Source organism: Achromobacter sp. Root565 (assembly GCF_001427425.1).
Classification (GTDB): domain Bacteria; phylum Pseudomonadota; class Gammaproteobacteria; order Burkholderiales; family Burkholderiaceae_B; genus Achromobacter; species Achromobacter spanius_D.
Genome location: NZ_LMGO01000001.1, coordinates 3499073 through 3521063, shown reverse-complemented (window position 1 = coordinate 3521063; position 21991 = coordinate 3499073). Strand labels below are relative to the sequence as shown.

The 21991-nt window shown below is 65.4% G+C and carries 28 protein-coding genes and 1 tRNA gene; 3 read left to right on the top strand and 26 right to left on the bottom strand.

Translation table 11 applies throughout. The annotated features are described in order from the left end of the window. Window positions 1-122: 122 nt before the first annotated feature. On the top strand, window positions 123-1511 hold the full coding sequence (locus ASD71_RS15660; protein WP_056565662.1) for a GntP family permease: 1389 nt from the start codon (window positions 123-125) through the stop codon (window positions 1509-1511). 96 nt (window positions 1512-1607) lie between these two features. Here ASD71_RS15660 and ASD71_RS15655 read toward each other — a convergent pair. The 6 genes from ASD71_RS15655 to petA all read right to left on the bottom strand — a co-directional run bounded on the left by ASD71_RS15655 (window position 1608) and on the right by petA (window position 5957). Then, window positions 1608-1683: transfer RNA gene (locus ASD71_RS15655), tRNA-Thr, on the bottom strand. A gap of 68 nt (window positions 1684-1751) precedes the next feature. Then, window positions 1752-2204 carry a ClpXP protease specificity-enhancing factor gene (locus tag ASD71_RS15650; protein ID WP_056565659.1) on the bottom strand — a complete coding sequence of 151 codons (453 nt, stop codon included), beginning with the start codon at window positions 2202-2204 and terminating at the stop codon, window positions 1752-1754. 13 nt (window positions 2205-2217) lie between these two features. Continuing rightward, window positions 2218-2829: a glutathione S-transferase N-terminal domain-containing protein gene (locus tag ASD71_RS15645; RefSeq protein WP_006388039.1), complete on the bottom strand. Its 612-nt coding sequence runs from the start codon at window positions 2827-2829 to the stop codon at window positions 2218-2220. A gap of 150 nt (window positions 2830-2979) precedes the next feature. After that, entirely contained in the window at window positions 2980-3831 is an 852-nt protein-coding gene (locus ASD71_RS15640; protein WP_056565656.1) for a cytochrome c1, read from the bottom strand. 24 nt (window positions 3832-3855) lie between these two features. Continuing rightward, the gene (locus tag ASD71_RS15635; RefSeq protein ID WP_056565653.1) at window positions 3856-5244 is read right to left on the bottom strand and encodes a cytochrome bc complex cytochrome b subunit; all 1389 of its coding nucleotides are present in this window, start codon (window positions 5242-5244) and stop codon (window positions 3856-3858) included. A gap of 71 nt (window positions 5245-5315) precedes the next feature. Continuing rightward, on the bottom strand, window positions 5316-5957 hold the full coding sequence (petA, locus tag ASD71_RS15630) for a ubiquinol-cytochrome c reductase iron-sulfur subunit (protein WP_056565650.1): 642 nt from the start codon (window positions 5955-5957) through the stop codon (window positions 5316-5318). A 138-nt stretch (window positions 5958-6095) separates the two neighbouring features. Between petA and mscL the strand changes: the two genes are divergently transcribed. Further along, window positions 6096-6542 (top strand): large conductance mechanosensitive channel protein MscL, encoded by a 447-nt coding sequence (mscL, locus tag ASD71_RS15625; RefSeq protein WP_056565647.1) that lies wholly within the window; start codon window positions 6096-6098, stop codon window positions 6540-6542. Between the two features lie 47 nt (window positions 6543-6589). Here mscL and ASD71_RS15620 read toward each other — a convergent pair whose 3' ends face one another. Then, complete coding sequence (locus ASD71_RS15620) at window positions 6590-7366, bottom strand: Nif3-like dinuclear metal center hexameric protein (protein WP_056565643.1); 777 nt, start codon at window positions 7364-7366, stop codon at window positions 6590-6592. A 19-nt stretch (window positions 7367-7385) separates the two neighbouring features. Between ASD71_RS15620 and ASD71_RS15615 the strand changes: the two genes are divergently transcribed. Beyond that, window positions 7386-8543, top strand: a complete 1158-nt coding sequence (locus ASD71_RS15615; protein WP_056565640.1) for a trypsin-like peptidase domain-containing protein — start codon at window positions 7386-7388, stop codon at window positions 8541-8543. Here the strand turns inward: ASD71_RS15615 and ASD71_RS15610 are convergent. The 19 genes from ASD71_RS15610 to ASD71_RS15520 form a co-directional block, all read right to left on the bottom strand. Then, window positions 8540-9022, bottom strand: coding sequence for a helix-turn-helix domain-containing protein (locus ASD71_RS15610; protein WP_056565638.1), 483 nt, complete (start codon window positions 9020-9022; stop codon window positions 8540-8542). The two genes, ASD71_RS15615 and ASD71_RS15610, sit on opposite strands and share 4 nt — an antisense overlap. Before the next feature lie 109 nt (window positions 9023-9131). Then, the gene (tatC, locus tag ASD71_RS15605) at window positions 9132-9923 is read right to left on the bottom strand and encodes a twin-arginine translocase subunit TatC (RefSeq protein WP_056565635.1); all 792 of its coding nucleotides are present in this window, start codon (window positions 9921-9923) and stop codon (window positions 9132-9134) included. Next, on the bottom strand, window positions 9920-10477 hold the full coding sequence (tatB, locus tag ASD71_RS15600; protein WP_056565632.1) for a Sec-independent protein translocase protein TatB: 558 nt from the start codon (window positions 10475-10477) through the stop codon (window positions 9920-9922). Before tatB ends, tatC begins: the two co-directional genes overlap by 4 nt. 75 nt (window positions 10478-10552) lie before the next feature. After that, window positions 10553-10780, bottom strand: coding sequence for a Sec-independent protein translocase subunit TatA (tatA, locus tag ASD71_RS15595; protein WP_056320404.1), 228 nt, complete (start codon window positions 10778-10780; stop codon window positions 10553-10555). 14 nt (window positions 10781-10794) lie between these two features. Next, complete coding sequence (locus tag ASD71_RS15590) at window positions 10795-11163, bottom strand: histidine triad nucleotide-binding protein (RefSeq protein ID WP_056565630.1); 369 nt, start codon at window positions 11161-11163, stop codon at window positions 10795-10797. Window positions 11164-11180: 17 nt separating this feature from the next. Continuing rightward, a complete protein-coding gene (locus tag ASD71_RS15585; RefSeq protein ID WP_056565627.1) occupies window positions 11181-11531 on the bottom strand; it encodes a phosphoribosyl-ATP diphosphatase in 351 nt (116 codons plus the stop codon). Then, entirely contained in the window at window positions 11528-11932 is a 405-nt protein-coding gene (gene hisI / locus ASD71_RS15580; protein WP_056565623.1) for a phosphoribosyl-AMP cyclohydrolase, read from the bottom strand. Before hisI ends, ASD71_RS15585 begins: the two co-directional genes overlap by 4 nt. Window positions 11933-11934: 2 nt before the next feature. Continuing rightward, on the bottom strand, window positions 11935-12756 hold the full coding sequence (gene hisF, locus ASD71_RS15575) for an imidazole glycerol phosphate synthase subunit HisF (RefSeq protein WP_056565619.1): 822 nt from the start codon (window positions 12754-12756) through the stop codon (window positions 11935-11937). Continuing rightward, window positions 12753-13493 carry a 1-(5-phosphoribosyl)-5-[(5-phosphoribosylamino)methylideneamino]imidazole-4-carboxamide isomerase gene (gene hisA, locus ASD71_RS15570; RefSeq protein WP_006224535.1) on the bottom strand — a complete coding sequence of 247 codons (741 nt, stop codon included), beginning with the start codon at window positions 13491-13493 and terminating at the stop codon, window positions 12753-12755. Before hisA ends, hisF begins: the two co-directional genes overlap by 4 nt. A gap of 56 nt (window positions 13494-13549) precedes the next feature. After that, the gene (hisH, locus tag ASD71_RS15565; RefSeq protein ID WP_056565616.1) at window positions 13550-14248 is read right to left on the bottom strand and encodes an imidazole glycerol phosphate synthase subunit HisH; all 699 of its coding nucleotides are present in this window, start codon (window positions 14246-14248) and stop codon (window positions 13550-13552) included. A 53-nt stretch (window positions 14249-14301) separates the two neighbouring features. Then, window positions 14302-14889: an imidazoleglycerol-phosphate dehydratase HisB gene (hisB, locus tag ASD71_RS15560; protein WP_056565612.1), complete on the bottom strand. Its 588-nt coding sequence runs from the start codon at window positions 14887-14889 to the stop codon at window positions 14302-14304. Between the two features lies 1 nt (window position 14890). Further along, on the bottom strand, window positions 14891-15997 hold the full coding sequence (gene hisC / locus ASD71_RS15555; RefSeq protein WP_056565608.1) for a histidinol-phosphate transaminase: 1107 nt from the start codon (window positions 15995-15997) through the stop codon (window positions 14891-14893). Continuing rightward, window positions 15994-17298, bottom strand: a complete 1305-nt coding sequence (gene hisD, locus ASD71_RS15550; protein WP_056565605.1) for a histidinol dehydrogenase — start codon at window positions 17296-17298, stop codon at window positions 15994-15996. The genes hisC and hisD overlap by 4 nt, the downstream gene beginning before the upstream one ends. A 61-nt stretch (window positions 17299-17359) precedes the next feature. After that, the gene (hisG, locus tag ASD71_RS15545; RefSeq protein WP_056565602.1) at window positions 17360-18034 is read right to left on the bottom strand and encodes an ATP phosphoribosyltransferase; all 675 of its coding nucleotides are present in this window, start codon (window positions 18032-18034) and stop codon (window positions 17360-17362) included. Then, complete coding sequence (gene murA, locus ASD71_RS15540) at window positions 18031-19302, bottom strand: UDP-N-acetylglucosamine 1-carboxyvinyltransferase (protein ID WP_056566966.1); 1272 nt, start codon at window positions 19300-19302, stop codon at window positions 18031-18033. The genes hisG and murA overlap by 4 nt, the downstream gene beginning before the upstream one ends. Beyond that, window positions 19302-19547, bottom strand: a complete 246-nt coding sequence (locus ASD71_RS15535) for a BolA family protein (protein ID WP_056320382.1) — start codon at window positions 19545-19547, stop codon at window positions 19302-19304. Before ASD71_RS15535 ends, murA begins: the two co-directional genes overlap by 1 nt. 5 nt (window positions 19548-19552) lie before the next feature. Beyond that, entirely contained in the window at window positions 19553-20365 is an 813-nt protein-coding gene (locus tag ASD71_RS15530; RefSeq protein ID WP_056565599.1) for an ABC transporter permease, read from the bottom strand. Further along, entirely contained in the window at window positions 20362-21174 is an 813-nt protein-coding gene (locus ASD71_RS15525) for an ABC transporter ATP-binding protein (RefSeq protein WP_056565596.1), read from the bottom strand. The genes ASD71_RS15530 and ASD71_RS15525 overlap by 4 nt, the downstream gene beginning before the upstream one ends. A gap of 173 nt (window positions 21175-21347) precedes the next feature. After that, window positions 21348-21986, bottom strand: a complete 639-nt coding sequence (locus ASD71_RS15520; RefSeq protein ID WP_056565593.1) for a phospholipid-binding protein MlaC — start codon at window positions 21984-21986, stop codon at window positions 21348-21350. Between the last annotated feature and the right edge of the window lie 5 nt (window positions 21987-21991).

Sequence of the window (21991 nt, the reverse complement as noted above, 5' to 3'; positions counted from 1 at the left end):
GCCTGAAAAAGCGGCTTTCGGCAGCCGAAACCGGCCCTTTTTTTCAAGCTTGCCGTCAACCCGATCCCGTATCATGGCGCACAGAGGGCTCGCGACCTCTCTCGATTTTTCTGGGTTCTCATATGTCTTCGTTCGACATTCAATTGCTGCTCACCGCCCTGGTGAGCGTTCTGGTCCTGGTCGCACTGATCGTCTCGCGGATACGCATGCATCCGCTGCTGGCGCTCTTGATAGTGTCGATCGGCGTCGGCTTTGCAACGGGCATGGCCCCGGGCGCCATCGTCAAAAGCCTGACCGACGGCGCCGGCAAGACACTGGGCGCCGTGGGCGTGGTAATCGCACTGGGCGCGATGCTGGGCAAGATCCTCGCGGACTCCGGCACCACCGAGCGCCTGGCCAATGCAATCCTGCGCCACACCTCTCCGCGCCTGATTCCCTGGGCCATGACGCTGGTGGCGTTCGTCATCGGCATCCCCATGTTCTTTGAAGTGGGCCTGGTGGTGATGCTGCCGCTGATCTTCAGCGTGGCGCGCAAGCTGGAAAGCCAGGCGCGGTTCAAGGGCTCGGCCTATGTCTACGTGGGCGTGCCGGTGATTTCGGCGCTGGCCGCCATGCACGGCATGGTGCCCCCGCATCCCGGCCCGCTGACCGCCATCGCCACGCTCAAGACCACGGTCGGCCCGACCATGATCTACGGCTTCATCGCGGCCCTGCCGGCCATGATCTTTGGCGGCCCGCTGTATGGCGCCTTCATCGCCCCGCGCATGACGACCCGGCCGGACGAGGCTCTGCTTGAACAGTTCACCGCCTCCACCGACAGCCCCGCTGGCCAGCATGCGCCCAGCGTCGGGCTCGGCGTGCTGGCGGCGCTGCTGCCCGCCCTGCTGATGCTGGTTCATGCCGTGGCCGAAATGCTGCTGCCCAAGGACTCCAGCGTGACGCACGTGGCCGCCTTCCTGGGCAACCCTGTCGTCGCCATGCTGCTGGGCGTGCTGTTCGCGGCCGTGACGCTGGTTTTCATGCGCGGCGGCGACCCGGAAAAGCTGCGCGGCGCGCTGGGCCAGAGTTTGAAGCCGATCGCCGGCATCATGCTCATCATCGCCGGCGGTGGCGCCTTCCAGCAGGTCCTGACGAACGCCAAGGTCGGAGACGCCATCGTGCACCTGACCCACCAGTTCGCCTTCCCGCCGCTGATCCTGGGCTGGCTGATCGCCATGCTGCTGTCGGTCTCCACCGGCTCGGCCACGGTCGGCATCGTGGGCGCTGCGGGGCTGCTGGCGCCGCTGGCGGGTGCCGACCCCAACCTGAATTTGCCGCTGCTTGCCCTTTCCATCGGTTGCGGTTCGCTGTTCTTCAACTACGCGAACCACGCCGGATTCTGGATGGTGAAGGAATCGTTCGGCATGACGATGGGCGAAGCCACGAAGACGATTTCGGTCGTGCAGTCGATCGTGTCGGTGGTGGGGCTGGTGATGGTGCTGCTGTTTAATCTGTTGCCGGCGTTGGGGTAACAAAGACAGCGGGAGCGGATGCGCGCCATGCACGAGCCGCCCCACAAACAAAAAGGCCGATCCACATGGAATCGGCCTTTTTGCTGGGTATTTCTCTGGTGCCGGTGAAAGGAATCGAACCCTCGACCTTCTCATTACAAGTGAGCTGCTCTACCAACTGAGCTACACCGGCGAAGCGTGCCGGGGCACGCGCAGGGACTGCATTGTAATGAAAAAAATGCAGCCCCTCTCGTGGGGTCGTTATTTGACGATGGTCAGGCGCGGGCGCTTGGGTTCGTCGTCGTCGCCATCGTCGCCTCCGGGGGCGGGATTGGCATCCGAGCCCTCGGGGGCGGCGGGGTTCGGCGTGGCGCTTTGGGCGCCTGCCTCGGGCGGCTCGTAGGGCTGTACCTCGAAGCCCATGCCGGCGCCGGTTTCGCGCGCATAGATGGCGCTGACGGCGCCGACGGGGACGTAGACGTTTTCGGTCACGCCGCTGAAGCGGGCCTGGAATTCGATGAATTCATTGCCCAGCACCAGACGGTTGGTGGCCAGCGTGCCCACGTTCAGCGTGATCTGGCCGTCGCGCACGTGGGCGACGGGCACCATGGTGTGCTCGTCGACCTGCACGGTGATGTACGGCGTGTAGCCGTTATCGGTGCACCATTCGTGCAACGCGCGGATCAGATACGGTTTGGTCGAAGTTTCACCCATTACACAGCCAGCCTTAACGACGCATCACTTTTTCCGAAGGCGTCAGCGCTTCGATGTAGGCCGGGCGCGAGAAGATGCGTTCGGCGTACTTTTGCAGCGGAGCCGCATTCTTGGGCAGTTCGATGCCGTAGTGGTCCAGGCGCCAGAGCAGCGGAGCGACGGCCACGTCGAGCATGGAGAATTCCTCGCCCAGCATGTACTTGTTCTTGAGCAGCATCGGGGCCAGCTGGGCCAGGCGGTCGCGGATGTTCTGGCGAGCGTTGGCGAGCTTCTTTTCGTCGGGCTTGGCGCTGCGGTCTTCCAGCGTCGAGACGTGAACGAACAGTTCCTTCTCGAAGTTGTACAGGAACAGACGCGTGCGAGCGCGCATGACCGGGTCGGCGGGCATGAGCTGCGGGTGCGGGAAGCGCTCGTCGATGTACTCGTTAATGATGTTCGACTCGTACAGAACCAGGTCGCGTTCGACCAGAATGGGCACTTGACCGTACGGGTTCATCACCGAGATGTCTTCGGGCTTGTTGTACAGGTCGATGTCGCGGATCTCGAAATCCATACCCTTTTCGAACAACACGAAACGGCAGCGTTGCGAAAACGGACACGTGGTTCCGGAATAGAGCACCATCATGGCGGTAAGTCCTTTATGAAAAACGAAAGGCCAGCGCCTAAATCTAGCAGGCGCTGGCCCCAATTGCCAGGCAGGATAGGCTTACAGCCCTATCCGCCTCTTCCGTCCCCAATAGACGGGGTGGCTGGGGAACCTGGCGGGGCGTTACGGTTAGCGCACGTGTTTCCAGTACGAGGCATTCAGGCGCCACGTAACAAAGAAGAACAGGAGCAGGAACAACATGACGCCGACGCCGATGCGGACGCGCAGTGTCTGGACGGGCTCGGCCATCCAGGACATGAATGCGGTCAGATCAGCGACGTCGTTGTCGTATGTTGCGATTTGGGCCGGGTTGGCGGCCTTGAATTTGGCATCAAAGGTGGCATGGCCATGGTGATTGGCTAACGGCTCGGTCTTCACCGTGGCAAAACCCTGTGCATCGTACACCGTTGTGACGCGTTCCCACGTTTTGGGCGCGCCTTCCTTGCCTTCGACTTCGTGAACGGCAACGGTGGTGAGCTCGCGCGGGCCCTGTTCCTGCCAGAGGGCATGCGGCATGCCGACCGACGGGAAGACCAGGTTGTTCCAGCCCGTGGCGCGCGACGTGTCGCGGTAGAACGTGCGCAGGTAGGTGTACAGATAGTCGGAGCCCGAGGGGCCGGCGTTCACGGACTTGGCGCGGGCGATCACGGACAAGTCCGGGGGCGTCGTGCCAAACCAGGCCTTGGCGTCCTTCGGCGTCATGGCGACGTGCATCATGTCGCCAATCTTTTCGCCGGAGAAAAGCAGGCTTTCCTTGATCTGTTCGTCGGTCAGGCCGATATCCCGGAGCTTGTTGTAACGCATCGAGGATGCGCTATGACAGTTCAGGCAGTAGTTGACGAACAGCTTGGCGCCGTTTTGCAGCGACGCCATGTCGTTGACGCGGTAAGGCGCCTTGTCCAGCGGGAACCCGCCTCCGGCGGCAAAGGTTGCGGTACACGTGAGCATCAAGGCCACGGCACCAATCAGCTTCTTGATCATGGTTAGTCCGTTATTCTCGTTGGCTCAGTGGGCGTGGAACGTGACGCGGTCGGGCACTTGCTTGAACGTGCCCAGGCGGCTCCATACCGGCATCAGGAAGAAGAAGGCCAGGTACAGCAGCGTGCCGATCTGCGACGTCAGGTTCAACGGCGGACTGGGCGGCTGCGTACCGATGTAGCCGAGCACCAGGAAGTTGACCATGAAGATGCCGTAGATCCACTTGTGCCACGTGGGGCGGTAGCGGATCGACTTGACCGGCGAATGATCGAGCCAGGGCAGGAAGAACAGGATGACGACCGTGCCGCCCATGGCCACCACGCCCCAGAACTTGGCGTCGATGGCGCGCAGCAGCACGGCGACGACGATCAGGATGCCGGGGACGGCGATGCGCATGAAGCCCTTCAGGTTGCTCTTGGCGAACAGCACGATGGCGCCCAGCACCGACGCGCCCGCCAGCACCCACGTGAATTCATCCGTGGTGGCGCGCAGCATCGAGTAGAACGGCGTGAAGTACCAGACCGGCGCGATGTGCGGAGGCGTCTTCAGCGAGTCAGCAGGAATGAAGTTGTTGAACTCGAGGAAGTACCCGCCCATTTCCGGGGCGAAGAACACGATGGCCGCGAACACCAGCAGGAAGCCCGCCACGCCCACCAGGTCATGCACCGAGTAGAACGGATGGAATGGGATGCCGTCTTTCGGGCGGCCGTACTTGTCTTTCGGGCCTTGCTTGATTTCGATGCCGTCCGGGTTGTTCGAGCCGACTTCGTGCAGAGCCACCAGGTGAGCCGCCACCAGGCCGATCAGAACCAGCGGAATGGCGATGACGTGGAAGGCGAAGAAGCGGTTCAGCGTGGCATCGGACACGACGTAGTCGCCGCGGATCCAGATGGACAGTTCAGGACCAATGAACGGAATGGCCGCGAACAGGTTCACGATCACCTGGGCGCCCCAGTACGACATCTGGCCCCAGGGCAGCAGGTAGCCGAAGAATGCTTCGGCCATCAGACAGAGGAAGATCGCGACGCCGAAGATCCACACCAGTTCGCGGGGCTTGCGGTAGGAACCGTAAAGCAGGCCGCGCAGCATGTGCAGGTAGACGACGACGAAGAACATCGACGCGCCGGTCGAGTGCATGTAGCGCACCAGCCAGCCCCACGGGACCTCGCGCATGATGTATTCGACGGATTGGAACGCGCGCTCGGCGTCCGGCTTGTAGTGCATGACCAGGAAGATGCCGGTCACGATCTGCAACACCAGCACCAGTAGCGCCAGCGAGCCAAAGAAGTACCAGAAGTTGAAATTCTTGGGTGCGTAATACTCGGACAGATGGGCTTTCCAGGTGGATGTCACCGGAAAGCGCCGGTCCAGCCAGCCCAACAGGCCTGTCGTCTCGACGGTTTTCTCGCCAGCCATGTAACGGCTCCTTCTATACGTGGCGTATTGTTCTTACTTACGTAGATCGGGAAAAAAGCGCGACGCGAGCGTCAGGCCTTGTTGTCTTCATCGACGCCCACGATGATGCGGGTATCGGTGAGGTACTGGTACGGCGGAACTTCGAGATTATCGGGGGCGGGCTTGTTCTTGAAGACCCGGCCAGCCAGGTCGAACGTGGAGCCGTGGCAGGGACAGAGGAAGCCGCCTTGCCAATCCGCGCCCAGACCGCCGCCGCCACCCGTTTCGAAGTGCGCGGTGGGCGAGCAGCCCAGGTGGGTGCAGATGCCGACGCAGACGAAGATCTCGGGCTTGCGCGAGCGAGCTTCGTTTTCGGCATAGGGAGGCGTGAAGCCGGGGCGCTTGGATTGCGGGTCGGCGAGCTGGGGATCCAGTGCCTTCAGGCCGGCCAGCTGCTCGGGCGAGCGGTGCATGATCCAGACCGGTTTGCCGCGCCATTCGACCGTTTTCATGGAACCGACGGGAATGTCGCCGATATCCACTTCAACGGGCGCCCCTGCCGCGCGGGCTTTTTCGGAGGGGGAAAACGTGCTCACAAGCGGCACTGCCGTTGCGACACCTGCTACGCCGCCCACAGCACAGGCGGTGGTAACCCAGAAACGTCGCGAAGGATCAGGTGGCAGGTTGGGATCAACCGCACCGTCATCGTCATGCACCAGCGTATCCTGACTCATCTTCCTATCCTTGTTGATGCGCCCGCTCTACGAGTAGCATCACTTCTGCGGCATCGGGTTCGCGGGAATATGTAACAACATAGCAACCGCGTATTATAGGCCAGCCTACCCCAGGCGTATCACGAATGGAGCGGATTTATGAGCAAAACGACTGGTTTCGTCAAAGAGTTTCGAGATTTCGCGGTCAAGGGCAACGCGGTCGACTTGGCCGTTGGTGTGATCATCGGTGCGGCGTTCGGCAGGATTGTCGACTCGCTGGTTCGGGACATCATCATGCCGCTCGTCAATTTCATTCTTGGCGGATCGGTCGATTTTTCGAACAAGTTCCTCGTGCTCTCGATGCCCGAGGGCTATGCTGGCCCGATGACCTATGCGGATCTGACCAAGGCCGGCGCCAACGTCTTTGCCTGGGGCAACTTCGTCACGATCATCATCAATTTCGTCCTGCTGGCGCTTGTGATCTTCTGGATGGTCAAGGCCATCTACAAGGCACGCAACAAGCAGGAGGAAGCGCCGGCGCCGGCCAAGACGCCGGAAGACGTGGCCCTGTTGCGTGAAATCCGCGATCTGCTCAAGCGGCCGTAAACCACAAAGCGCCCCTCGGGGCGCTTTTGCTTTTATCCAGGCCGGGTTCAGGCCGGATTGTCGATATCCACGAATTCGACCGTGATGCCGAATTGCTCGGCCACGGCCTGCCCCAGCGCCTGCACGCCATAGCGTTCGGTGGCATGGTGGCCGGCCGCGATGAAGCCCACGCCGGTTTCGCGCGCCAGGTGTACGGTGGATTCGGACACTTCGCCGGTGATGTAGACGCCGGCGCCCGCCTCCACGGCGTCGCTCATCATGCCTTGCGCGCCGCCCGTGCACCAGGCGATTGTCGCCAGCGGTTGGTCCGGGTCGCCCACGACGAGCGGCTGGCGGCCCAGGCGCTGCGCTACGCGGTCGCCCAGTTGGCCCAGCGTCTGCACACCGCTGGCCTCGCCCAGCCAGATCAGCCCGTCCTGCCCGCAGGTCAGCGGCGCGCCGTCGTCGCGCCGCGCCGGCGTCAGTCCCAGCACGCGCGCCAGTTGCGCGTTGTTGCCCAGCGTCGGGTGCGCGTCCAGCGGCAGGTGGTAGGCAAAGAGGTTCAGGTCGTTCTTCAGCGTCAGGGCCATGCGTGTGCGGCGGGTGCCGATGACGCGGCGGTCTTCGTTGCGCCACATCCAGCCGTGATGCACCAGCACGGCATCCGCGCCGCGGTCGACCGCAGCGCGCAGCAATGCTTCGCTGGCCGTCACACCGGTGATAATGTGTCCGACCTCGGATCGGCCTTCCACCTGCATCCCGTTGGGACAGTAGTCCTTGAAACGGGCCGCCTGCAGGGTGTCGTCCAGCCAGTTGGCCAGGACGCGGGAGTCCACTTTATTCATCGCTAGTCCTATCAGAAACATGCGCCGATATTGGCTGATCTTTGCTCAGGCCGTCACGGTCTGCCTGGCTATTCTATTCGTGGTGACGACGTTGCGGCCCGACCTGCTGCGCGTGAACGGACCCGGCACGGTCCCGCCGGCCACCGCCGCGGCCGGACGCGCGCCCAACGGCGACGTGGGCGCGGTGTCGTACGCGGATGGCGTGGCCAAGGCGGCGCCCTCGGTGGTGAACGTATTTACGACCAAGCACGTGAACGTGCCGTTGATTCCGCTGCCCGACGATCCGGTGCTGCGCCAGCTTTTCGGGCAGGTGCCGGGCGTGAGCCGGCGCGAGGCGTCGACCAGCCTGGGCTCGGGCGTGATCGTGAATGCGGACGGCTACGTGCTGACCAACTACCACGTGGTGCAGGCCGCGGACGCGATCGAGGTGGCGCTGCGCGACGGGCGGCGCGATACCGCCAAGGTGGTGGGGGCGGATCCGGACACCGATCTGGCGGTGCTTAAGCTGTCCAAGCTGCGCGACTTGCCCGCCGCAACGCTGGCGTCCGACAAGGGCTTGCGCGTGGGCGACGTGGTGCTGGCGATCGGCAATCCGTTTGGGGTGGGCCAGACCACCACGCAGGGCATCGTGTCGGCGCTGGGCCGAAATGGCCTGGGCCTGAACACCTACGAGAACTTCATTCAGACCGACGCGGCGATCAATCCGGGCAATTCGGGCGGCGCGCTGGTCGATGCCTACGGCAACCTGGTGGGCATCAACACCGCCATCTATTCGGAATCCGGCGGATCGATGGGCATCGGCTTTGCGACGCCGATTGAAATTGCCCGCAAGGTCATGGACGACATCGTCAAGACCGGGGCGGTCAAGCGTGGCTGGCTGGGCGTGGAGCCGCAGGACATGACGCCGGAACTGGCGCGGGCCTTCGAGCTGCCGCGCGATGCGGCGGGCGTGATCATTGCCGGGGTGATGCGCGACGGTCCGGCCGCGCGCGGCGGCCTGCGGGTGGGCGATATCGTTCAGTCGGTCAATGGCAAGCGGGTGGCGGACACGACCGGCCTGCTGTCGGAGATTGCGCAGGTGCCGCCGGGCCAGCGGGCCACGCTGGGCATCTTGCGCAGCGGCAAGCCGGCGGAACTGGGCGTTGTGATGGGGACGCGGCCGGGCAAGCCGCGCTAAGCGCATTTGCGCGCCGCCGCGCGGGCAGCGGCGGTGTCGGGTTTGCTGGAGAGCTCGCGAACCAACGCCAGGATCAGGCGCTTGGTGCTGTCGGGTTGCGGCGCCAGCCGCGCGCAGATTTCGGCGCAATAGCCATCCATGCCGTCGGCCGCGGCGTTCTGCAGGCCGGGTGAGGTTCCCGACCCAGGGCCGGACCCAGCGCCAAAGCCCGCCGCGGAACCAGATTCAGACCCAGTTCCAGAGCCAGCCCCAGCCTTCGGCGAGGAGGCGTGCACCACGCCGTCCGTCAGCCACGGCACGCTGGTGCCGAGGGCGCGCGCCAGCCGCACGAGCGTGTTGCGGGCCGGCGAGTAGCGGTCTTCGCGCGTAAGGATGCGGTGGATGCAGGACTGCGGCACGCCCGACAGGCGCGCAAGCTGGTTCTGGCTATGGATGCCGCGCCACCGCATGAGGGCGCGCAGTCTTTGGGAGAGCGACATGACTGCAATGTAGGACTGCAGTCATGGGCCGACAAGGTAAAACGGTCCGCTTTTATGCGGACCGTCTGGGTTGCTATCTGCCTTGCCGTTGCGTTGCGGCCAACCGGCTTCAGTGGCGTTCGGTCAGGGAGTCGGCGGCGTCGTCTGCCGGCGCACCCTCTTTCGGTGTGACCATCCGGGCGCAGATGAGCCCGACCTCATAGAGCAGGCACAGCGGCACCGCGAGCATGAACTGGCTGACGACATCGGGCGGGGTGACCACGGCCGCGATGATGAACGCGCCCACCACCACGTAGCCGCGCGCGGCTTTCAGCTTGGAGAGTTCGACCACGCCCATCTTCACCAGCAGCACCACGGCCACGGGCACCTCGAAGGTGATGCCGAACGCCATGAACATCGTCATGACGAAGCTCAGGTAGGCCTCGATGTCCGGCGCCGGGGTGATGGACTGCGGCGCGAACGTGGCGATGAAGTGGAACACCGTGCGGAACACCACGAAATAGCAGAACGCCATCCCCGCGATGAAGAGGAACGTGCTGGATACGATGAGCGGCAGCGCCAGGCGCTTTTCGTGCCGGTACAGCCCCGGGGCCACGAAGGCCCATGCCTGGTACAGCACCACGGGCAGCGCCACGATGAACGCGGCCATCATCGTGACCTTGACCGGCACCATGAAGGGCGTGATGACGCCGGTGGCGATCATGCGGGTGCCTTCGGGCAGCGAGGCCAGCATGGGGGCGGCCAGCACGTCATAGATGGCCGACGCGCCGGGATAAATGAAGAGCACGATGAATACGGCCACCACGGCGCCAACGGCACGCAGCAGGCGGGTGCGCAGCTCGACCAGGTGGGAGATGAAGGTCTCTTGCTGGCCTTCTTCTTGGGTTGCGTCCTGGGTCACGACGGAGTTCCAGAGGGCGAGACGGGCTTGGCGGCGGGCGCGGCGACGTCAGCCGCGGGCGCGCTGGGCGCCGGGGCGGGTTGTTGAGGGGCGGCGGCCGGACGCGGTGCGGGCTCGGCGGCGGGCAGGTCCAGATCCAGATTGTGGTTCTGGCTGGGGGGGGCGATCGTGCGCGCGGGCTCGTCGGACGCGTCAGCAACCTGGGCAGTCACCGGCGCCTGCGCAACGGCCGACGTGGCCTTGCCGCTGGCTTCGCGGGCCACTTCGTCGAGTTCGGCGCGGAATTGCTGCACGGGTTCCTGCAGCGAGGCACCGGTCTCGTTCAGCGATTGCTGCACGCCCTGGGCCGCGTCTTCCATTTCGGTCTTGAACTTGCGGAGTTCGTCGAGTTCGATTTCGCGCTGGATATCGGACTTGACGTCATTGACGTAACGCTGCGCGCGCCCGAGCAGGTGGCCGACGGTGCGGGCAACCTTGGGCAGGCGTTCGGGGCCGATGACGATCAGGGCGACGACGCCGATCACCATCAGTTCAGTGAGGCTGACATCAAACATTCGACGGCCGCTTGGGAATTGAAGCAATAAGGGCCGGCCCGTTCAGGGCTGGCCCGGAGGGAGACTGGCTGGCGCTCAGGAGTTGGACTTTTCCTTGGCCTGCACGTCGATGGTGTCGCCGGCGACGCGCTGCTGCGTGACCGGTTCAGCGGGCTTGTCGCTGTTGGCTTCTTTCATGCCGTCCTTGAAGCCCTTGACCGCGCCGCCCAGATCGCCGCCGATGTTGCGAAGTTTCTTGGTGCCGAAAATCAGCGCAACGATGACCAGGACGACCAACCAATGCCAAATGCTGAAACTACCCATGATGATTCTCCGAATTACGCAGTGGGGGCCACGCGCCCTTTCCAGGGACGCGAGCCGCCGATGATGTGGAAATGCAGGTGCGGGACTTCCTGGCCGCCTTCGACGCCAGAATTGATCATGATGCGAAATCCGCCATCAGGGCCCGGACGGCAACCGTTCTCGGCGGCAAGCCGCGGCGCCAACGACATCATTCTACCCAACCAATCTGCGTCCTCGCCCGTAATATCCTGCATGGATGTGACATGACGTCGGGGGATCAGCAGTAAATGTACCGGCGCGGCGGGATTGATATCGTGGAATGCAACAAAGTCCTGGTCCTCGAAGACCTTCTTGGACGGGATTTCGCCAGCGGCGATCTTGCAGAAAAGGCAGTTGTCGCTCATGGGTGTGGTTTCCGTGGTCAGTCTTTCGGGCGGCTTGCCTTTTCCACCAGGCCCGAGAGGCCTTCGCGGCGGGCCAGCTCGGCCAGCACGTCTTCGGGCCGCAGGTTGAAATGCGTCAGCGCCACCAGGCAGTGGAACCACAGATCGGCGGTCTCGCTGACGATGCGGTCGGGGACGCCATCCTTGGCGGCCATCACCAGTTCCGTGGCTTCTTCCCCGATCTTCTTCAGGAAGGCGTCCGGCCCCTTGGCCAGCAGCTTGGCCGTGTAGGAGGCGGAAGGATCGCCGCCGTTCTGCGGACGGCGGGTTTCCAGGGTGTCTGCAATGCGGGCCAGGATGTCGGCCGCGGTCAGGGTCTGATCGGTCATTTGTAGATGAGTTCCGGGTCTTTGAGCACCGGATCCACCGTGACCCAGGACGCCTGATCGGTCTGGCCTTCCAGGCGGCGGAAGAAGCAGCTTGCGCGGCCCGTGTGGCAGGCGATGCCACCTTCCTGGTGGACTTTCAAGAGCACCACGTCGCCGTCGCAATCCAGGCGCAGTTCGTGCACTTCCTGGACGTGGCCGGATTCTTCGCCCTTGCGCCACAGACGCTGGCGCGAGCGCGACCAGTAGACGGCGCGGCCGGTGGCGGCCGTTTCGGCCAGCGATTCGCGGTTCATCCAGGCCACCATCATGATCTGGCCGTTCTCGGCGTCTTGGGCGATGGCGGGAATGAGGCCGTTTTCGTCGAAGACGACGTCGGCCATCCAGGTGGGTTCGTTGCTCATAATCAGTCCAATCGTACGGCGATGCCCTGTTCGGCCATGAAGTGCTTGCACTCGCCGACGGTATGCTGGCCAAAATGGAAGATGCTGGCGGCCAGCACCGCGCTGGCGCGGCCGGTGGTGACGCCGTCGGCCAGATGCTGCAGGTTGCCCACGCCGCCCGAGGCAATGACGGGCACCGGCACGGCGTCCGAGACGGTGCGGGTCAGTTCCAGGTCAAAGCCGGATTTGGTGCCGTCGCGGTCCATGCTGGTCAGCAGGATTTCGCCGGCGCCGTAGGCGGCCATGCGGCGCGCCCACGCCACGGCGTCCAGGCCGGTGGCCTTGCGGCCGCCATGCGTGAAGACTTCCCAGCGGGCCGGTTCGCCGGGCGCGGACACGCGACGGGCGTCGATAGCCACGACCACGCATTGCGAGCCGTGGTAGTCGGACGCGGCGCGAACCAGGTCGGGATTGGCCACCGCGGCGCTGTTGATGCTGATCTTGTCGGCGCCGGCATTGAGCAGGCGCTGGATGTCGGACACCTGGCGCACGCCGCCGCCCACGGTCAGCGGAATGAAGACCTGCGACGCCACCTGCTCGATGATGGGCAGGATCAGGTCGCGGCCATCGCTGGTGGCGGTGATGTCCAGAAAGGTGAGTTCGTCGGCGCCCTGCTCGTTGTAGCGGCGGGCGATCTCGACGGGGTCGCCCGCGTCGAGCAGGTTGACGAAGTTCACGCCCTTGACGACGCGGCCGGCCGTGACGTCAAGGCAGGGAATGATGCGGCGGGTCAGCGCGTTCTGCGCGGACGCGCCGGCCCCGGGGGTGCTGCTGGATGTGGTCATTTTGCCAATTCGTCGGCGCGCGCCTGCGCGGCCTGGAAGTCGAGCGTGCCTTCGTAGATGCTGCGGCCCAGGATGGCGCCTTCGACACCCTCTTCTTCGACGGCGCACAGCGCCTCGATGTCCTGGATGCCGGCGATGCCGCCCGACGCGTACACGGGAATGCGCACGTGCTGGGCCAGGCGGACCGTGGCTTCGACGTTGACGCCCGACAGCATGCCGTCGCGGCCGATGTCGGTGTAGATGATGGCTTCGCAGCCGTAGTCTTCGAACTTCTTGGCCAGATCCAGCACGTCGTGGCGGGTCAGTTTGCTCCAGCCGTCGGTGGCGATCTTGCCGTCGCGGGCGTCCAGGCCGACGATGATCTGGCCTGGGAAGGCGCCGCAGGCGTCCTGCAGGAAGCCCGGGTTCTTGACCGCGGCGGTGCCGATGATGACGTACGAGATGCCGGCGTCGAGGTAGCGTTCGATGGTGTCCAGGTCGCGGATGCCTCCGCCGATCTGGACGGGAATGTCGTCGCCGACGGCGTCCAGGATCGCCTTGATGGGCGCCTCATTCTTGGGCTTGCCGGCGACGGCGCCGTTCAGGTCGACCAGATGCAGGCGGCGGGCGCCCTGGTCCAGCCAGCGGGTGGCCATGGCGGCGGGGTCTTCGGAGAACACCGTTGCATCGTCCAGGTCACCCTGGCGCAGGCGAACGCAACGCCCGTCTTTGAGGTCGATGGCGGGGATCAGCAGCATGGTTGGCAGCGAGTAAAAAGATGGGGTTGAAAGGGCTGGCGCACGCGGCTCGAGGCCTAGGGCTGCCAGTCTACAAAATTGCGATACAGGCGCAAACCGTGCTCGGCACTTTTTTCGGGGTGGAACTGCACCGCGAAAATGTTAGCTGCCGCCACCGCGCAGGTAAAGGCGACGCCATAATCGGTTTCACCAACCGTCAGGCCCGGATCGGCCGGGTCGGCGTAATAACTATGGACGAAATAGAAGTGCGAGTCGTCCGGAATGCCGTCCCAGATCGGGTGAGAGCGGGTGTGGCGGACTTTGTTCCAGCCCATGTGCGGCACCTTCAGGCGCTCAGGACGGGTGTCGACCAGGCCCGCGCCGCCCGCGTCGGCGAGGCAGGCCTCGTCGTCGGCGGGAATCAGGTCGGCAAAGCCGGGGCCGGAAAAGCGGCGCACGACGCCGGGGAACAGGCCCAGGCAGGCGGTGCCGCCTTCTTCGCTGGAGTCGAACAGCATCTGTTCGCCCACGCAGACGCCCAGCAGGGGCTTCTCGCGAGCGGCGCGCACGACGGCGTCGCGCAGGCCGGATTCGTTCAGGGTGCGCATGCAGTCCGCCATGGCGCCTTGACCCGGGAAGACCACGCGGTCGGCTGCGGCGATTTCCTGGGGCTGGTTGCAGATGCGGATGTCGGCGTCAGGCGCGGCGTATTTCAGGGCGCGGGCGACGGAATGGAAATTGCCCATTCCATAGTCGACGATGGCGATAGTGGTCACTTCTGTCTGCCTGGTGCGGTGCGAAAGTGGATTGCGTACGTTACAGCAGTGCGTTACAGCACGCCCTTGGTGGAAGGCACGACGTCGCCCATGCGGGGGTCGACTTCGAGGGCCATGCGCAGCGCGCGGCCACAGGCCTTGAACACGGTTTCCGCCTGGTGATGCGAGTTGAATCCGCGCAGGTTGTCGATGTGCATCGTGATCAGCGCGTGATTGACCAGGCCCTGGAAGAATTCGCGCGTGAGGTCCACGTCGAAGCTGCCGATGTGCGAGCGCGTGAACGGGATGTGGTATTCCAGGCCAGGACGGCCGGAAAAGTCGATCACGACGCGCGACAGCGCTTCGTCCAGCGGCACGTAGGCATGCCCGTAGCGGCGCAGACCCGCCTTGGTGCCCGCCGCCTGGGCGATGGCCATGCCCAGCGTGATGCCCACGTCTTCCACCGTGTGATGCGCGTCGATGTGCAGGTCGCCCTCGGCCTTGATGTCCAGGTCGATCAGGCCGTGGCGCGCGATCTGGTCCAGCATGTGGTCCAGGAAGGGCACGCCCGTGTCGATCGTCTGCTTGCCGGTGCCATCGAGGTTGATGGCCACGCGGATGCGGGTTTCGTTGGTGTTGCGGGTGATTTCTGCGGTACGCATATTAAGCACTCAAGATCTCTTGCAGGGCGGATAGCAAGGCGGCGTTCTCGGCCGGGGTGCCCACCGAAATGCGCAGGCAGTCGGCCAGCAGCGGGTGGGCATTGGAGAAGTTGCGAATCAATATTTTGCGCGCTTTCAGGGCAAGATGCACGGCGTTGCCGTCGAGCTTGCCGGAAAAGCGGGCGAGAATGAAATTTGCGGCGGAAGGGAATACCCTGACGCCGGGCAATTGCGCCAGCGCGGCGGCCAGCGGTTCGCGGTCCGCGCGCAGCCGGGCGGCCTGTTCGTCCAGCACGGCCTTGTGGCGCAGCACGGCCAGCAGCGTCGCCTGGGTCAGCACGTTCAGGTTGTAGGGCGGGCGCACCTTGTTCAGCTCGGCGATCCACGCGGGATGCCCGGCCAGGTAGCCGAAGCGCAGGCCGGCCAGGCCAATCTTGGACACCGTGCGCATGACGACGACGTTAGGCGCATCCAGCACCTGGGGCATCCAGGTGTAGTCCGCGAACGGCTGGTAGGCCTCGTCGATCACCACCAGGCCGGGCGCGGCCTGGATGATGGCGTTCACGTCTTCCGGCGACCACAGGCCGCCGGTGGGATTGTTGGGGGTGGCCAGGAACACGAGCTTGGGCTGGTGCTCGCGGATGGCGGCGAGCATGGCCGGCAGATCCAGGCTCAGGTCCGCGGTCAGCGGCACGCCCACGAAATGCGCGTGATCGAAACGGGCCGCCATGTCGAAGTACACGAACGACGGCCACGGCGACAGCACCGCGTCGCCCGAGTTGCAGCACGCCTGCACCATCAGGTGGATGAGTTCGTCCGAGCCGTTGCCGAACAGCACGTCCGCGGCGTCCGGCACGCCGAAGGCCGTCTTGACGGCGGCCTCAAGCTTGGACAGGTCGGCGGACGGATAACGGTTCAGCGGCGTGTCGCGGACGGCGCGCGCGATGTCGTCGCGTACGGCTTCGGGCAGCTCGTACGGGCATTCCATGGCGTCCAGCTTGATGCAGCCTTCGGCATGGGCGACGGGGTACGCCGCCAGCTCGCGAATGTCCGCCCGGACGGTGCCTTTGACGCGGCCGGCGACGCCATCCGCCGGAGCTGCGCTCATGGCTTGTCGATCCGGTACTGGGCGCTGGCGGCGTGCGCCTGCAAGCCCTCGCCCAGCGCCAGTTCGGCGGCGATGCGGCCCAGCGTCTGGGCGCCGGCGTGCGAAACCTGGATCAGGCTGGAGCGCTTCTGGAAGTCATAGACGCCAAGCGGCGACGAGAAGCGCGCCGTGCGCGAGGTGGGCAGCACGTGATTCGGGCCGGCGCAGTAGTCGCCCAGGGCTTCAGAGCTGAAGCGGCCCATGAAGATGGCGCCGGCGTGACGGATGCGGGCGGTCCAGACCTCGGGCTGCTCGGTGGAGATCTCGAGATGCTCGGGGGCGATGTCGTTGGCGATCTGGCAGGCTTCTTCCAGGTCGCGGACCAGAATCAGCGCGCCGCGGTTGGCCAGGCTGACGCGCAGGATGTCGGCGCGCGGCATCGTGGGCAGCAGGCGGGCGATGGACGCTTCGACTTCCTCGATGAAGGCGGCGTCGGGACAGAGCAGGATGGACTGCGCCAGTTCGTCGTGCTCGGCCTGCGAGAACAGGTCCATGGCGATCCAGTCGGCCGGCGTCTTGCCGTCGCAGATGACCAGGATTTCGCTGGGGCCGGCGATCATGTCGATACCGACCACGCCGAACACGCGGCGCTTGGCGGCGGCAACATAGGCGTTGCCCGGGCCGACGATCTTGTCCACGGCCGGCACGGTATCGGTGCCATACGCCAGCGCACCCACGGCCTGCGCGCCGCCGATGGCGAACACGCGGTCCACGCCGCTGATGGCGGCCGCGGCCAGCACGATGGGATTGCGCACGCCATCCGGCGTGGGCGTGACCATGACCAGTTCCTGCACGCCCGCGACCTTGGCCGGGATGGCGTTCATCAGCACGGACGACGGATAAGCAGCCTTGCCGCCCGGCACGTACAGGCCCACGCGGTCCAGCGGGGTGACCTGCTGGCCGAGCAGCGTGCCGTCGGCTTCGGTGTAGGTCCAGGTCTCGGCGCGCTGGCGCTCGTGGTAGGCGCGCACGCGGTCGGCGGCGGCTTCCAGCGCATTGCGCTGGGCGGCCGGCAGCGCGGCCAGGGCCGCATGCCAATCGGCCTTGGGGATCTCCAGCGTATGGACGGCCGCGTCCGGCATGCGGTCGAACCGCTGCGTGTATTCCACCAGCGCGGCATCGCCGCGGGCGCGCACGTCGGCCAGGATGCTGGCGGCGGCGCGGTCGATGGATTCGTCCTCGGTGGCCTCGAAGGCCAGCAGCGTGGACAGGGCGGTTTTGAAACCGGGATCGCGGGAGTCGAGACGATTGATCAGGGCCATGGCGTCATGGAGCAAAGCGGGTAACGGTATCGGCCGCCGCGCCGGGCGCGGCGGGCGGGAATCAGACGTTGCGGGAGGCGGCTCTTGCGAAAGCGTCCAGCAGCGGTTGCAGGCGGTCGCCGCGGGTTTTCAGGGCGGCCTGGTTGACGATCAGGCGCGACGAGATCGGCATGACGTCTTCCACGGCGACCAGGTCGTTGGCGCGCAGCGTGCCGCCGGTGGACACCAGGTCGACGATGCAGTCGGCCAGGCCGACCAGCGGCGCGAGTTCCATCGAACCATACAGCTTGATGATGTCCACGTACACACCCTTGGCCGCGAAGTGTTCACGGGCTGACTGCACGTACTTGGTGGCCACGCGCAGGCGCGCGCCCTGGTGGACCGCGGCCTCGTAGTCGAAGCCGTTGCGCACGGCCACGGCCAGGCGGCATTTGGCGATGTTCAGGTCGATGGGCTGGTACAGGCCGCCGGGCTGTTCCTTGGCGTGTTCGATCAGCACGTCCTTGCCGGCGATGCCCAGGTCCGCCGCGCCGTACTGCACGTAGGTGGGCACGTCGGAGGCGCGCACGATGATCAGGCGCAGGCCGGGATCGCTGGTGGGCAGGATGAGCTTGCGCGAGCTTTCCGGATTCTCCGGAACGTCGATGCCGGCTTCCGCCAGCAACGGCATGGTTTCTTCGAAGATGCGGCCCTTGGACAGCGCCAGGGTCAGGGGGGTGACGGAGGCATTGCTCATTGAGCCTGTTCCTTGCCGGTAACTCGTTGGATGTTCGCGCCCAGGGCGCGCAGTTTCACTTCCATCTGGTCGTAGCCGCGATCCAGGTGGTAGATGCGGTCAACCAGCGTGTCGCCGTCGGCGGCCAGGCCGGCGATGACGAGGCTGGCCGAGGCGCGCAGGTCGGTCGCCATGACCGTGGCGCCCGACAGGCGCGGCACGCCGCGCACGATGGCGGTGTGGCCGTCGATGTCGATCTGGGCGCCCATGCGGCGCAGTTCCTGCACGTGCATGTAGCGGTTTTCGAAGATGGTCTCGACGATGACCGACGTGCCGTCGGCCACGGCGTTCAGCGCCATCAGCTGAGCCTGCATGTCGGTGGCAAAGCCCGGGTATTCGTGTGTGCGAAAGCCCACGGCCTTGGGACGCTTGTCCATGGCGCCTCGGATCCAGTCCGGGCCGGTCTCGATGGTCAGGCCCGCTTCGGCCAGCTTGTCCAGCGTGGCGCCCAGGATGCCGGCATCCGCGTTCTTGAGCAGGATATCGCCGCCGGCTGCGCCCACCGCGCACAGGAAGGTGCCCGCTTCGATGCGGTCGGAAATGACGCGGTGCTCGGCGCCGTGCAGGCGGTCGACGCCGTCGATGACGATGCGGTCGGTGCCGTGGCCCTGGATGCGGGCGCCCATCTTGATGAGCAGTTCGGCCAGGTCCACGACTTCGGGTTCGCGCGCGGCGTTTTCCAGCACGGTGCGGCCTTCGGCCAGCACGGCGGCCATCAGCAGGTTTTCCGTGCCGGTGACCGTGACCATGTCGGTGCGGATGGAGGCGCCCTTCAGGCGCTTGGCGCGCGCCACGACGAAGCCGTGCTCGATGCTGATTTCAGCGCCCAGCGCGGCCAGGCCCTTGATGTGCTGGTCCACCGGCCGCTGGCCGATGGTGCAGCCGCCGGGCAGGCTGACGCGGGCCTCGCCAAAGCGTGCGACCAGCGGGCCCAGCACCAGGATCGACGCGCGCATCGTCTTGACCAGGTCGTAAGGCGCTTCCAGGCTGTCGACGTTGCCGGCCTGCAGCGTGACCACGCCGTCGTCCGCACGCTCGGCGCGCACGCCCATTTGGGCCAGGAGACGCAGCATGGTGCCGGTGTCGTTCAGGCGCGGCACGTTGGACAGAACCAGCGTGTCGGCAGTCAGCAGGCCCGCGCACAGGATCGGCAGCGCCGAGTTCTTGGCGCCGGAGATCGTGATCTCGCCGTGCAGCCGCGCGCCGCCGGTGATGCGTAGCTTGTCCATCATTCGCCCGCTTTCTGGTATTCGGCCGGGGTCAGAGTGCGCATCGACAGGGCGTGAATCTCGGCCTTCATGCGGTCGCCCAGCGCAGCGTAGACGAGCTGGTGACGCTGGATCAGGCGCTTGCCTTCGAAGGCGGTGCTGACGATGACGGCGTCAAAGTGCGAACCGTCGCCCTGCACGTCGAGATGTTCACAGGGCAGGCCGTCAGCGATGTATTGGCGGACTTGCGCGGGAGTGGGAAGCATGGACGTCAGTTCCTGAGTTTGTAGCCGCTGGACAGAAGCCGCAGCGCGTAAGCGGAGAGCGCGAGGAACACCGCCGTCACCACCGCCAGGCTGTGCCAGGGCGAGACGTCCGACACCGAGAAGAATCCGTGGCGGAATCCGTCGATGGTGTAGAAGATGGGGTTCCAGTGCGAGACGCTTTGCCAGAACGGCGGCAGCGTATGGATGGAATAGAACACGCCGGACAGGAAGGTCGCCGGCATGATCAGGAAGTTCTGAAAGGCCGCGAGCTGGTCGAATTTCTCGGACCACAGGCCCGCGACCAGCCCCAGTGTGCCCATGATGCCGCACGCCATCACGGCAAAGACCAGCACCCACAGCGGATGCGCGGGCGTCAGTGGCACGAAGAACAGCGCCACGGCCCACACGCACAGGCCGACCGCGAGACCGCGCGCGATGGCGGCCAGCACGTACGCGCCGAAGATGTCGCGGTGCGACAGCGGCGGCAGAAGCATGAAGACCAGGTTGCCGGTGATGCGGCTTTGGATGAGCGACGAGGACGGATTCGCGAACGCGTTCTGAAGCATGCTCATCATCATGAGCCCCGGGATCAGGAACGACGTGTAGGGCACGGTGCCGTACACCGTGACGCGCCCTTCCAGCACGTGGGCAAAGACCAGCAGGTACAGCAGCGCCGTGATGACGGGCGCGGCGATGGTCTGGAAGCTGACCTTCCAGAAGCGCAGCAATTCCTTGCGCAGCAGGGTCGGAAAGCCGGAACCCGCGTCCAGGCGGGGCTGCACCAGCGGCTGGCCGGCAGACGTGGCGGGCTGGGTCATGATGAGATCTCTTCGGGTTGCAGGGCGCGCGAGCCGGGCTCGTCGTCCTGGTGCATGATGCGCACGAAGGCGTCTTCCAGGTCCACGCCGCCCACGCGGGCCAGGAGGGCCTGGGTGGTGTCCAGCGCCACGACGCGCCCGCCCTTGAGCATGGCGATGCGATTGCACAGCGCCTCGGCTTCTTCGAGGTAGTGCGTGGTCAGCATGATGGTGTGACCGGCCCGGTTCAGCCGCGAGATGAACTCCCACAGCGTGCGGCGCAGGTCCACGTCCACGCCCGCGGTCGGCTCGTCCAGCACGATGACAGGCGGCCGGTGCACCAGCGCCTGCGCCACCAGCACGCGGCGCTTCATGCCGCCCGACAGCGCGCGCATGTTGGAATTGGCTTTGTCGGCCAGGCCCAGGTTGAACAGGATCTCGTCGATCCAGTCGTCGTTCTTGCGCAGGCCGAAATACCCGGACTGAATGCGCAACGTTTCGCGCACGGTGAAGAACGGGTCATAGACCAATTCCTGCGGCACGACGCCCAGCGCACGCCGCGCCGACTTGTAGTCGGCCACGACGTCGTACCCACAGACGGTGGCGCGGCCCGCAGTGGCATGCGCGAGGCCCGCCAGAATGGAAATGAGCGTGGTCTTGCCCGCGCCGTTGGGGCCGAGCAGGCCGAAGAATTCGCCGTGCTCGATATTCAGGCTGACGTTGTCCAGTGCCTGAAAGCCCGGACGGGGCGTGCGCCCGAGCAGCTTCTGCCAGCCGCGCTGGCGCGGCGAGTAGATCTTGGAGACGTTTTCTAGGCTGACGGCGGACATGACGGGGGGATATGGCCCGAAAAGAGCGAATTGACCATTATATAAGCGCGATGTGGCGGGAGCCGGGGATGGCCCCGGTGGCGATGGGGCCGGCGGGTGTTGCGTCCCCAAAATAATCGGCCCGGCATACCCCCGAGGGGGCGCGCCGGGCCGAGCTGAGCCTGAGCGGATTCTTACTTGTTGCGCTGGTTCAGCGCCTGGATCAGGCCGTCGATGCCGTTCTGGTTGATCTGCTGGGCGAACTGGTTGCGGTAGTTCTCGATCAGCCAGATGCCTTCGACGTTCATGTCGTAGATCTTCCAGCCCTGCGGCGTCTTTTCCAGGCGGTAATCCACGCCCACCGGCTGGCTGTTGGACTGGCTGATCAGCGTGCGCACGACCACGTCGTCGGCCTTGGGATCGCCGCGGAACGGCAGGCCGGTGATGGTGGTGCTGGACGTGACGCGGGTCAGCGCGCCGCTGTACGTGCGGATCAGCGTGCCGCGGAAGGCTTCGGCCAACGCGGTTTTCTGCTGCTCGGAGGCCTGGCGCCAGTAGCGGCCGGCGGCCAGGCGCGTGGTCTTCTGGAAGTTGACGTACGGCAGGATGTGCTGGTCGACGACCTGGTTGATGCGGGCGGTGTTGCCGGCCCGGACCGCGCCGTCAGCCTTCAGGACATCCAGGGCCTCGTTGGCGGCAGCCAGCACGAATTGTTCGGGCGGGCCGTTGGGATCCGGCTTGGCTTGTGCGGCCGACGCGGCCGTGGCGGCGGACAGGCCGAGCAGGCCCGCGAACATCAGCCGCTGCAACAGGGAGGGAACGGAAAATCGCATCAAAT

Coding starts and splice junctions, on each gene's coding strand:
- ASD71_RS15660 (WP_056565662.1), top strand. CDS start 123: ATGTCTTCGTTCGACATTCAATTGCTGCTCACCGCCCTGGTGAGCGTT.
- ASD71_RS15650 (WP_056565659.1), bottom strand. CDS start 2,204: ATGGGTGAAACTTCGACCAAACCGTATCTGATCCGCGCGTTGCACGAA.
- ASD71_RS15645 (WP_006388039.1), bottom strand. CDS start 2,829: ATGATGGTGCTCTATTCCGGAACCACGTGTCCGTTTTCGCAACGCTGC.
- ASD71_RS15640 (WP_056565656.1), bottom strand. CDS start 3,831: ATGATCAAGAAGCTGATTGGTGCCGTGGCCTTGATGCTCACGTGTACC.
- ASD71_RS15635 (WP_056565653.1), bottom strand. CDS start 5,244: ATGGCTGGCGAGAAAACCGTCGAGACGACAGGCCTGTTGGGCTGGCTG.
- petA (WP_056565650.1), bottom strand. CDS start 5,957: ATGAGTCAGGATACGCTGGTGCATGACGATGACGGTGCGGTTGATCCC.
- mscL (WP_056565647.1), top strand. CDS start 6,096: ATGAGCAAAACGACTGGTTTCGTCAAAGAGTTTCGAGATTTCGCGGTC.
- ASD71_RS15620 (WP_056565643.1), bottom strand. CDS start 7,366: ATGAATAAAGTGGACTCCCGCGTCCTGGCCAACTGGCTGGACGACACC.
- ASD71_RS15615 (WP_056565640.1), top strand. CDS start 7,386: ATGCGCCGATATTGGCTGATCTTTGCTCAGGCCGTCACGGTCTGCCTG.
- ASD71_RS15610 (WP_056565638.1), bottom strand. CDS start 9,022: ATGTCGCTCTCCCAAAGACTGCGCGCCCTCATGCGGTGGCGCGGCATC.
- tatB (WP_056565632.1), bottom strand. CDS start 10,477: ATGTTTGATGTCAGCCTCACTGAACTGATGGTGATCGGCGTCGTCGCC.
- tatA (WP_056320404.1), bottom strand. CDS start 10,780: ATGGGTAGTTTCAGCATTTGGCATTGGTTGGTCGTCCTGGTCATCGTT.
- ASD71_RS15590 (WP_056565630.1), bottom strand. CDS start 11,163: ATGAGCGACAACTGCCTTTTCTGCAAGATCGCCGCTGGCGAAATCCCG.
- ASD71_RS15585 (WP_056565627.1), bottom strand. CDS start 11,531: ATGACCGATCAGACCCTGACCGCGGCCGACATCCTGGCCCGCATTGCA.
- hisI (WP_056565623.1), bottom strand. CDS start 11,932: ATGAGCAACGAACCCACCTGGATGGCCGACGTCGTCTTCGACGAAAAC.
- hisF (WP_056565619.1), bottom strand. CDS start 12,756: ATGACCACATCCAGCAGCACCCCCGGGGCCGGCGCGTCCGCGCAGAAC.
- hisA (WP_006224535.1), bottom strand. CDS start 13,493: ATGCTGCTGATCCCCGCCATCGACCTCAAAGACGGGCGTTGCGTTCGC.
- hisB (WP_056565612.1), bottom strand. CDS start 14,889: ATGCGTACCGCAGAAATCACCCGCAACACCAACGAAACCCGCATCCGC.
- hisC (WP_056565608.1), bottom strand. CDS start 15,997: ATGAGCGCAGCTCCGGCGGATGGCGTCGCCGGCCGCGTCAAAGGCACC.
- hisD (WP_056565605.1), bottom strand. CDS start 17,298: ATGGCCCTGATCAATCGTCTCGACTCCCGCGATCCCGGTTTCAAAACC.
- hisG (WP_056565602.1), bottom strand. CDS start 18,034: ATGAGCAATGCCTCCGTCACCCCCCTGACCCTGGCGCTGTCCAAGGGC.
- murA (WP_056566966.1), bottom strand. CDS start 19,302: ATGGACAAGCTACGCATCACCGGCGGCGCGCGGCTGCACGGCGAGATC.
- ASD71_RS15535 (WP_056320382.1), bottom strand. CDS start 19,547: ATGCTTCCCACTCCCGCGCAAGTCCGCCAATACATCGCTGACGGCCTG.
- ASD71_RS15530 (WP_056565599.1), bottom strand. CDS start 20,365: ATGACCCAGCCCGCCACGTCTGCCGGCCAGCCGCTGGTGCAGCCCCGC.
- ASD71_RS15525 (WP_056565596.1), bottom strand. CDS start 21,174: ATGTCCGCCGTCAGCCTAGAAAACGTCTCCAAGATCTACTCGCCGCGC.
- ASD71_RS15520 (WP_056565593.1), bottom strand. CDS start 21,986: ATGCGATTTTCCGTTCCCTCCCTGTTGCAGCGGCTGATGTTCGCGGGC.